The organism is Streptomyces atriruber (assembly GCF_001418325.1).
Taxonomy (GTDB): domain Bacteria; phylum Actinomycetota; class Actinomycetes; order Streptomycetales; family Streptomycetaceae; genus Streptomyces; species Streptomyces atriruber.
Genome location: NZ_LIPN01000358.1, coordinates 1 through 9,715, shown reverse-complemented (window position 1 = coordinate 9,715; position 9,715 = coordinate 1). Strand labels below are relative to the sequence as shown.

General features: G+C 68.5%; 7 protein-coding genes. 3 read left to right on the top strand and 4 right to left on the bottom strand.

The features are described from left to right. The first annotated feature begins 423 nt into the window (after positions 1-423). Positions 424-1,272, top strand: a complete 849-nt coding sequence (locus AOK03_RS31520) for a L,D-transpeptidase family protein (protein ID WP_244177824.1) — start codon at positions 424-426, stop codon at positions 1,270-1,272. 8 nt (positions 1,273-1,280) lie between these two features. Here the strand turns inward: AOK03_RS31520 and AOK03_RS31515 are convergent, their stop codons facing one another. From AOK03_RS31515 to AOK03_RS31500, 4 genes are all read right to left on the bottom strand, one after another. Next, on the bottom strand, positions 1,281-2,099 hold the full coding sequence (locus AOK03_RS31515) for a hypothetical protein (protein WP_055568783.1): 819 nt from the start codon (positions 2,097-2,099) through the stop codon (positions 1,281-1,283). 131 nt (positions 2,100-2,230) lie between these two features. Continuing rightward, on the bottom strand, positions 2,231-4,810 hold the full coding sequence (locus AOK03_RS31510) for an SdrD B-like domain-containing protein (RefSeq protein WP_157869128.1): 2,580 nt from the start codon (positions 4,808-4,810) through the stop codon (positions 2,231-2,233). A 171-nt stretch (positions 4,811-4,981) separates the two neighbouring features. Continuing rightward, positions 4,982-6,352, bottom strand: coding sequence for a threonine/serine exporter family protein (locus AOK03_RS31505; protein ID WP_157869127.1), 1,371 nt, complete (start codon positions 6,350-6,352; stop codon positions 4,982-4,984). A 64-nt stretch (positions 6,353-6,416) separates the two neighbouring features. Then, a complete protein-coding gene (locus AOK03_RS31500; protein ID WP_208609633.1) occupies positions 6,417-7,478 on the bottom strand; it encodes a Dyp-type peroxidase in 1,062 nt (353 codons plus the stop codon). A 292-nt stretch (positions 7,479-7,770) separates the two neighbouring features. Here AOK03_RS31500 and AOK03_RS31495 point away from each other — a divergent pair, with 292 nt between their 5' ends. Further along, positions 7,771-8,898 (top strand): right-handed parallel beta-helix repeat-containing protein, encoded by a 1,128-nt coding sequence (locus tag AOK03_RS31495; RefSeq protein ID WP_244177823.1) that lies wholly within the window; start codon positions 7,771-7,773, stop codon positions 8,896-8,898. A 526-nt stretch (positions 8,899-9,424) separates the two neighbouring features. After that, a partial coding sequence (gene panD / locus AOK03_RS31490; RefSeq protein WP_055568784.1) for an aspartate 1-decarboxylase occupies positions 9,425-9,715 on the top strand: 291 nt, incomplete at its 3' end.

The window sequence follows — 9,715 nt, the reverse complement described above, 5'->3', positions numbered from 1 at the left end:
CGCTGCGCGATACACCCGAACGGCCCTCGACCTCCTGCTGTCGGGCTCCTGCTGTCGGGCGGTCGCCGGTTGTACCGAGAAGCGGCGGCACCGGGCGGACCGTACTCCCAGCGGATGCCGCGCTGGCGGCGCGGAGAGCCGGAGCGGAACTGACTGCGGCCTGCTCCCCCCCGGAAGACTCGGAGTGCAGGCCGTGACGACCTCCGCGGGCCTCGGATTCGCCGTCGACGGCGGCTCGGTCGGCGATTGCGTCGTCGTACCTCCTGACCGGCTACCTCATCAATGGGCACCCCCAGCCTTCGCCATCGACCTCGTCACCGGGTCAGCTCCCGGACGCCCCACGGGGAAGGGGTGGGAGCGTGCGGGTTCCTGATCGGCCTACGGTCCGCTGCACCCGGGGCCGCGGCACTGCATCATCGCTTCATGGACAGACAGGTGGACACCGCTGATGACGGCGGGCGCGGGATGGAGGGCTCACGGCCCTGGCGGCGTTCGGCGTGCGCTGTTGCCGTGGTCGGTCTGGTGCTCGCCGTCGGCGTGACGTTCCTTCCCGCGGAAGCGGCAACCGCACAGGCCCCGGCCCGGTGCCGGGCCGGCACCGGGCCGTACCAGTGGCAGTTGGAGAAGCATCTGCGGTTGAAGCAGGACGGCGTTCAGTCCGAGGCGGACTGCCGGGCCATCCGTGACTTCCAGCAGCGCCACCGCATCAAGCCGGCCACCGGTAAGGCCGATCTGCGCACGTATCGCATGCTGCTGATCGTGAAGGCCGGCAAGGCGCCGAACAAGGGCCGCCGCTGCCCCCAGCGTTCCTACCGGGTGGTCTGTGTGGACCGTACCCGGCAGCTTCTGTGGGTGCAGCAAGGCGCCAGGGGCAAGCTGGTCATGAAGCCTTCCCCGGTCCGCACCGGGGCGCGCGGTGTGGAGACGCGCGGCGGCATGCACCGCATCTTCCGGCGCGTCAGGCACGATCGCTCCCGTGTCTTCAACAACGCCCGGATGCCCTACTCGCAGTACTTCAGTGGCGGACAGGCGCTGCACGGCACCTACGGCGACATCTACGACGGCGGCGGCTCGCACGGCTGTGTGAACTTGCGTCTCAGTGACGCCTCCTGGCTGTGGAAGAAGGTCGGCAAGGGCAACCGTGTCTACGTCTTCGGCCGTAAGCCGGGCACCGGCCCGCGTGTCGCCGCCACCGACGACGAGCTGATCGCGACCACCAAGTGGGGCTACGTGGACGGGGCCGGGGCCCCGGGGGAGCCGGTGGCCTGGTAGCCGCGGCCTCAGGCGCGGCGGGCGGGGCTGCCCCACGGAGCGTCCGGCACCGTGGAGCCGGCCTTGCCCGCCACCACCTCGATGCGCACGGGGCCGGGCAGACCTCGCACGGTCGCCTCGACCCGGCGCAGCTCGCCCGCCGGACCGATCCAGTACCGAAGCGGGGAACGGGTGCGGCGCACCGCGGGTTTCTCCTTCACGGAGGGGCGCGGCCCGGACATGATGTCGTACCGCGTGCCATCGATCGATTCCCGGCCCAGCCAGCGGGGCCCTGACTGGGCGAGGAGCTGGGCGTTGTCGGGACGGTTCGAGCCCAGCATGTGCGTCATGCGCAGGGCGATGTCGAGCGGGTCGGTGCTGTAGGCCCGGGGCGACCACCGGGGCGCGCGCATGCCCGAGGCGGTCTTGGTGAGGCCCCGGACGTCGGCCTTCCACACATCCGCACCACGCTTCGACTGGTCGGGAGCGACACCCAGGCCGCCCATGTCCCAGGCCAGCATTCCCGAGGCACCTCGCGAAGGCCGGTCCGTGACGCGGTAGCTTCCCACGGCACGGTGGACGCGATAGTCGATGAGGCCGTGGATGACCATTGCCTTCTTCTCGTCCTGCGGGACGGTGATCCGCAGCTCGGCGGGGCTGGCCTCGTACATGCTCATCCGGGCCATGGCGAAGCGCTGGGCCTCAGCGCCCGTCAGGGCACGCTCGGGATCGGCGTCCGGGTCCTGCACGGTGACGCCGACAGCGAGAGCCGCTCCGGCGACGGCCAGGGACGAACAGGCGATCAGGGTGCGGCGGCTCAGCCGGCGCCGGGGATTCGAGAGGGGCATAGGTCCGCCTTCCGTGCATGATCCATGCGACATCCGTGGGCAAGAAGTACGTTGAAAATGGAGGCGGCAGCCCGCCCACGGCCGTGCGGCGGTGGGCGGGCTGCCGCGGTCAGTCCAAGTCGAGCGCCGGTCTACTTCTTCTTGATCGGCTTCTCGGGCTTGTTCTTGAGCGTCACCCGGAGCGGGTTGAACTCACAGTTCTTCTCGGTGACCTTCAGCGGCCCGGTGACGGCCGCCCTGCCCACGGGCTTGATGAAGCCCTCGGGGGTGGCGGTCTCGACCAGGTAGTAGCTGCCGATCATGATCTTCGGGAAGGTGCACTTGCCCTTGGCGTCGGTTGCGCACTCGCCCAGGCGCTTGTCGGCCTTGCCCTTGCGCTGGAGCCCCTTGGTGCCGTTGGTCTCCTTCCACAGCTGGAACACCGCACCCATCACAGGCTTGCGGTCCTGCGCGCTGACCTTGGTCAGGATGATGTTGGTCGGCTTGTGGAAGCCGAAGTCCACATCGTGGTCGTTCTCCCCGGCGCCGTCGATCTTGACGTCGGCCGCGGAGAAGCCGTTGCCATAGGGCTTGCCGTTGGAGTCGACGGCCATGTTCCCGCCGTTGCCGAACTGCGCGGGCTTGTAGCCGTACAGGACGCCGCCCTTGGCGTAGTCCGCCGCGTGGTCCATGCGGACGAAGTACTTGCGGCCGTACTTCCAGTCCTCCTCGGCGACGTTCTTGACCAGCGTCGAGTCGAAGTAGTACTCGCCCCGCTTGTTGGTCTTGGCCGTGCCGATCTTCTTCTTCTGGGCGTCGTACAGGTTGACCGTGGCGCCCACGACCGGCTTCTCGTCCGGGTCCTGGATGCCGTTCTTCATCCGCTTGCCGTTGTCGTACCAGACACGGTTGCCGATCTGGAACGGTGCCTCGTCACACAGCACTTCGAGGTCGGCCATGGCGCCGCCCTTGCCGAAGGTGTTGGTGAGGCGGTTGCCCAGGCCGTCGGCCCGGTTCCCGTCGAAGCGGTTGACGAACATTGTGCCGCTGACGAAGACCTCGTCGTTCACGTCGATGCCGGAGGTCGCGATGGTGTCCTCGACCTTGGACAGCGCGATGCCGGAGAACGCCGACTCCTTGTGGATCGCGGAGGCCCGGTGGTCGCCCGGGTAGTACTCCTTCACGTCCGCGGGCTGGCCGCCGCTGTTGGCGGGCGTGGCCCGGTTCGGGCAGCCGCCGTTGCCGTCGAGGTAGAACTTGCCGCCCTTCTTGCACGCCCGGTTCAGGTCACCGCCTGTGGACGGCTCGACCAGGCCGCCTCCCGGCTTGCCCCGCAGGTCGTGTCCCGTCTGGTCGCCGTAGCGGTCGCGGAAGCCGAGGATCAGGTCGCCGTCGGTGTCCACGACGATGTCGCCGAGGATCGGCTGCGGGTAGGCGTGCCGCCGGCCGCAGGTCCCGCCGTCCTGCTCGTCGCGCCACCCGTCCGCCCACGGGAACCAGCCCGCGCCCTTGCAGTTGCCGCCGAGGGTGTCGGCGATGCCACGCGGGAAGTCGAGCTTCTCGTCCATGACCGTGCCGGTGAACGTGCCGCTCTTGGGGCTGAACGTCTGGACGACGGCCCGCATGTCGGACTTCTTCTGGCTCGACTCGGCCGAGCAGACACCGCCCACGTAGACCTTGCCGTCCTGCACACCGAGACCGTACGGACGCCAGTCACCGGCCGCCGCACAGCCCGGGTTCGGAATCTTGTACGACGCCTTCGGCTTGCTCGCGGTCTTCTTGGTGGCGTCGTACCGGTACAGCTTGCGGTCGTTCAGGTTGACGACGAAGAGGTCCTTGCCGTCCTCGGTCACCTCGACGTCACCGAGCGACTCCTTGGCCACCGCCTTGCCGAAGGCGACGTCCATGTCGGGCTGGGACATGTCGTGCGGGGTGTTGCCGACGTTGGGGACCTTCGTGAACAGCGAGGTCTGCTGGGACTCGCGGTCGGTCAGGTAGATGGCGCCGGGGCCTCCGGGGCCGTACTTGGCGGCGCGCCGGGCCATCGCCCCGGAGAAGATCCACTTCTTCTGCTTGCTCCAGCCGATGCCGTAGAGCGCGCCCGTAGTGGCCTTGTCCGACAGGTTCGTCGTCTGGTCGTCGACACCGCGGGCGTTGTAGGGAAAGCCGACCAGCGTCCGCGTGTCATCGGGATCCTCGAATCCCTCGATGTCCTTGCCGATGCAGGCCGTGACCAGCTCCGCGTTCTTCTGGCAGTAGTCGCCCGGGTTCCAGAAGGACGTCGTGAACTCGACGTCCTTGCCCCCCTTGAGGTTCACGAACTCTGTGTTCGACGACATGATGTTCGGGTCACTCAGGTCGTCCTTGGGCTGGGCAAAGCCCGCGAAGAGCACGCCCGGCTTGGGGTTCTTCGCCTCGACGCGGTACTTCCCGCCGCGCAGCTTGGTGCCCGGAGCGAGATTGACGACGCCGTTGGCCCCCGTCTTGCCCTTGATGCTGCGGCCCTCGGCGTCGGTGAGGACCACCTCGACCCCGGACATCCCCGGCTCCAACGCCCGGTCCCACTCGCCGTTGGCGTCCACGGCGCGAACGACACGGACCTTTACGGAGCCGTCACCCGCGTCGCGGGCCACAGGGTCCGCCGCGAAGGCCGGCAGCCCGGCGCTGGCGGTGGCCGCAGTGAGCAGCATGGTCATGCCATGCAGCGCCCGCCGCCTGATGAGTTGTTCCACGGTTGTCCTTTCTGCGTCTCAAATTGCCGAAAACACCTCCAAAGTTGACGACATATCTGGGCAAACAACACAAGGCTCGCCCGAGAATGGTCAGTACGGAATACGCCGCACAGCCATCTGGAGGACGTAGAGGGAAAGGCCAGGTCGGGTGGCCGATGGATCAAGCGGGCGTCACGTCCTGGCCCAGCGGCGGCGCAACTGCCGGAAGAAGTAGGCCGCTTCGTTCCCGAAGCTGACTCCTGTCGCCAGTACGACCATCAAAGCGATGGCCTGCACCAGGTGCGTGACGCCGTGGTCCGAGTCCCTGACCGCGAGTTCACTCAGTGCGCGGTAGAGGACGCTGCCCGGCAGCAGCGGCGTGACGGCAGGAATGACCAGGGGCAGAGCCGACGATCCCGTACGCCGAGCGACAAGGCGTCCCGCCAAGCTGATGCCCACCGCGACGACACCGGTGGTCAGCATGCGTGAGTAGCCCACGTCGCGCAGCACGATGTACACCATGACGCCGCCCGCCCCGAGCACCATCACGGCCGGCCACTGCCGGGGCGGCACGCGCATCCGGGAAGCGATCGCCACGGCGAAGGCGGCAGCACCCGCGAAACGCCAGGAGAAGTACTCGATCGTCGTGGCATGTGAAAGGAGCGGCAGGTCCTGCCCGTTCTTGGTCGCGACGACGAGGACCACTCCGATTCCGGCGACGATCGCGACGAACACCAGCGCCGCGTCCATCACCCGGGCATACGCGGTCAGGTAGTGACCGGTGAGCGCATCCTGCACGGCGCCCACCATGGTGAGGGTGGGCAGCAGCGACAGCACACCACCGACGATGATGGCCGGGCTGATCTCGCCATGACCGAGGAGTTCGGCCAGATAGGCGAAGACCGCGGCGGGCATGGCGGCCAGCGCGAAGCGGTAGAAGGGCAGGACGCCCAGCGCGGACAGGACGCCGGTGAGGTATCCGGCGAGCGTGGCGGCGATGAAGGAAGGGACGACGACCAGCAGGTCGCCGCCCGCGACCAAGCTTCCCGACGCGGCGACGGCCCCGCTCTGCCCTGCGGCAAGGCCCCACCGGGCGGCCCGGCCCCGCTGGACCGCGCCTTCCGGCGGCGGGCTCAGCGCGATCGCGCGCTCCCGCGCCTCGGCCGCGGGCATCGTGCGCCGGCTGATCTCTTCGACGAGCCGATGGGTCTGCTCAAGCGCCGTGAAGTCGGTGGTCCTTCGGCGGATCACCCGCTGTTCCACCAACGGCCGGGCGTCCCCAGGCATCCGGCCGGACAGGGACACCACCCACATCGTCACGTTCGGTTCGCTCCAGTGGAGCCCGAACGACTCCGCCGTCGTCATCATCCCCGCGGCCGTTTCCTCGGCGGACGCACCGTTGGCGATCAGAGCCTCACCGATCATCAGCGCGAGGGCGATGACGAATGCCGTGTCGGGGTTCCAGGGGTCGTCGGGCGGCGGCAGCGCCGGATCAGGGTCGGCCTCAAGGCCGCGCATCCTGCACAGCTTCCCCTGCAGCCACGACTGTGACTCCCTGGCCAATGCGCAGTCCTTTCCTCAGCCGCACAGATCTGGCCGGAGCAGCCACATCGTTCCAAGGCCCGGGTCAGGCCAGCAGGTCGCCCAGGTGCCGCCCCGGCCCGGGAGCGGGCAGGACGTAGCCGACGGCCGACGCACGGTGCTCGGTGAAGGCGCTCATGGCGTCCTGGCCCGCCAGCCGTTGCTGGACCCGGATGAAGAGCTGCGGATCCCGCATGTACGCGAGGAACAGCAGACCCTTGTCATCGCGGCCGTCGTCGTAGGAATAGCCGCGCCGGAGCATCCGGGCACCGCCGTCGAGCCGGGAGTGAGCCAGTCGCACGTGGGCATCGGCGGGAATCACGTAGCGGCCACGGGGGGTCTTGGCGTACAGGTCGACGGCATCGTGTTCCGTTCGGGATCCCAGCGGCGCGCCGCTGGCGCGGTGGCGGCCGATCACGTGCTCCTGTCTGTCCGTGGGCAGTGCGGTGAAACGATCGACGTCCATGCGGATGCGGCGGAAGACGAGGTAGGTTCCGCCCTCGTCGTCCCATACCCAGCGCGCGAGTTCCCGCTGCGGAGGGTTCTCCGTGCCGTCCTTGAAGCCGAAGAGGTTGCGCGGGGTTTCGTGGGGGGCGTGCGGCTGCAGGAATCCGCTCTGGCGCCAGCGGAGGCCGAGGGTGTCGTGTGCCTGAGCGGTCAGCCGGGTCGCGGCCCGTCGGCAGATGAGCGGGTCGTCCGCGCACAGTTGGACCAGGAGATCGCCTCCGCTGCGGCGCGCCTCAAGGCGGTCCCCGGGAAAGGCGGGCAGATGACGGAGGGCCTCCGGCGTGGGAAGGCCCAGCTTGTGGTAGAGGTCCGGTCCGGCGGCAACGGTGAGCGTCACCCGTCGTGACGGGTGCCTGGACCACTCGGCCAGCACGCGCCGCACTCCGGTCGCGAGCTCTCGCCGCTTGCCAGTGGCCCGTGCGTCGAAGGCAGTCACCAGTACGTGTCGGGGCTGTACTTCAGAGACACCTTCCTGCACCCGGTGCTGCGGACGCTCGTCGTCGCGGCCGGACGGGCGCGGTGCGCAGCCGTTCGCTCCGGCCAGGGCTGCGGTCGTGCCCGCCAGCACAGAGCGGCGGGGCAGGGGCAGCGGAGAGGTCACCGGTACTCCTCACAGAGTGCGCGCCATCGTGGGCCGGACAGGCAGGCCCGACGGTACACCTTGAGACATGAAGTCACTTGTCATCAAATGCCGTCTCTTTTCGTCCTGTCGGTGCTGGTCTGCCCGCGTGAGCGCGGCCGTGCTTGCCGGGGCGGTGTGTGCATTCCTGTCCGGCTGCGGCTTCTCGGGCTCCGACGACCGGCCAGGACCGAGCGGGCCTCCAGCGGTGCTGCGCGTACCGGGGCAGTACACGTCCATCCAAGACGCAGTAGATGTCGCACGATCGGGTGACATGGTGCTGGTCTCTTCGGGGGTTTATCGGGAGGCCGTGGCAGTGCGGCGGCCAGGTGTGACGGTGCGCGGCGTCGACCGGTCGCGGACTGTCATCGATGGGGAGTTCAAGCGGGCCAACGGCATCACCGTGACGGGCAAGTCCTCGGTGGTGGAGAACCTGACGGTGCGCAACCACCTCGCCAACGGCATTCTGTTCACCGGCGTCACCGACAAGCGGCTTCAGGGCTCCGGCGCGGGCGGCGCCGGCTACGACCCGCTGGACACCGTCAAGTTCCCGCCCCTGCGTGGGTTTCGGGCCTCGTACGTCACCGCGTACAACAATGCGCTGTACGGAATCTACGCCTTCGACGCCCGCAGCGGAGTCATCGAGAATTCCTATGCCTCGGGACAGTCCGACTCCGGGATCTACGTCGGCCAGTGCGACCCGTGCGACACGGTGGTGCGCAAGAACACGCTGGAACACAATGCCATTGGCATCGAAGTCACCAACGCCTCACGCGACTTGTACTTCCTCGGCAACGTGATGCGGCGCAATCGCGTGGGTCTGACGGTCAACTCCAACAACCTGGAGGCGCTCGGCCCGCAGCACGAGGCTGTCGTCGTGGGCAACACCATCACGGACAACAACGACGACCGCAGCCCCGAACAGGCCGAGGGCGGGTACGGGATCGGCGTCGGAGTGGGCGGGGGCACCCGCAACCGTTTCGAACGCAACCGCGTCGAGGGCCACAAGGCCGCGGCGTTCGTCCTCAGCGACGTCCAGGGGTATCCGGTCAAGGCCAACCGCGTCACCGGAAACGCCATCGGCCTTCGTGAAACGGCCCTGGTCCTGGAGGCCCGCCGCACGGGCGGCAACTGCTTTGTGGCTAACGGAGCGACGCTGACGAGCCCAGGACCGCTGCCTCGTGCCGCGACGGTCTGCCCTGGCCGGGACAGGCCGCTGAGCAAATCCGGCAGGACCCGCCCGATCGACGTCCCCCCGGGAATCTCCTTCAAGGAGGTTTCCGCTCCGGCCCCGCAGCCTCCCATGCCCAGCGCGGCGTCCGCACCCGCTCGCCCCGCCTCCAACCTTCCCGGCCCTGTAGACCTCGACGCGTACCGACTGCCCGCCCCCGCCAACAGCTGACCCTGGTGTGACTGGGCTCCTCTGTCCCGTTCGGCGGCCGGACGGGCGGAGGGAAAGCCGGGTCGCTGGAGCGTCGGGGCCAGACCCTGGGCGGAACTCACGTGCGTGCTGGATGACGACGTCCGATGTGCTCGTGCCTACAGCGAGGCCGAGCGGGAGAATCTGGGCCGCCACTACCTTCCCGCCGAGGAGGCAGAAGCAGTCTGATCGCGGTGGCAGTGCCCTTGAGCGGCCCCGTGCCGCTAGAACAGGGCCCAGCGGGCCAGGGGCGCAATGGGGAACGTCGGCCGACTGCTTCCGGCCGATACTGCTGAGGGTCGGCCGCGCTGCCGTTCATGGAGCCCGGCGGAGCCCGGCGGAACGATTGTTTGAGGCGCGGAACAGTGTGTTCCCGTGTGCGAGGGTCTCACCTGCCATGGGACTCTTTCTGCAGGAGCCCCGAGGCTGACCCGGGGACTCATGCTGACCTCTTACTGACCCCTCTAGGGCCACCATGCGTCCTACCTGCATGAATGGATATTTGATCATGCTCCGTACCATGTTCAAGTCCAAGATTCACCGTGCCACGGTGACCCAAGCCGACCTGCACTACGTCGGGTCCGTCACCATCGACGCGGACCTTCTCGATGCCGCCGATCTGCTGCCCGGCGAGCTCGTTCACATCGTCGACGTCACCAACGGCGCCCGGCTGGAGACGTACACGATCGAGGGTGAGCGCGGCAGCGGCGTCATCGGGATCAACGGTGCGGCCGCGCACCTCGTCCACCCCGGCGATAAGGTGATCATCATCAGCTACGCCCAGGTCGAGGACGCCGAG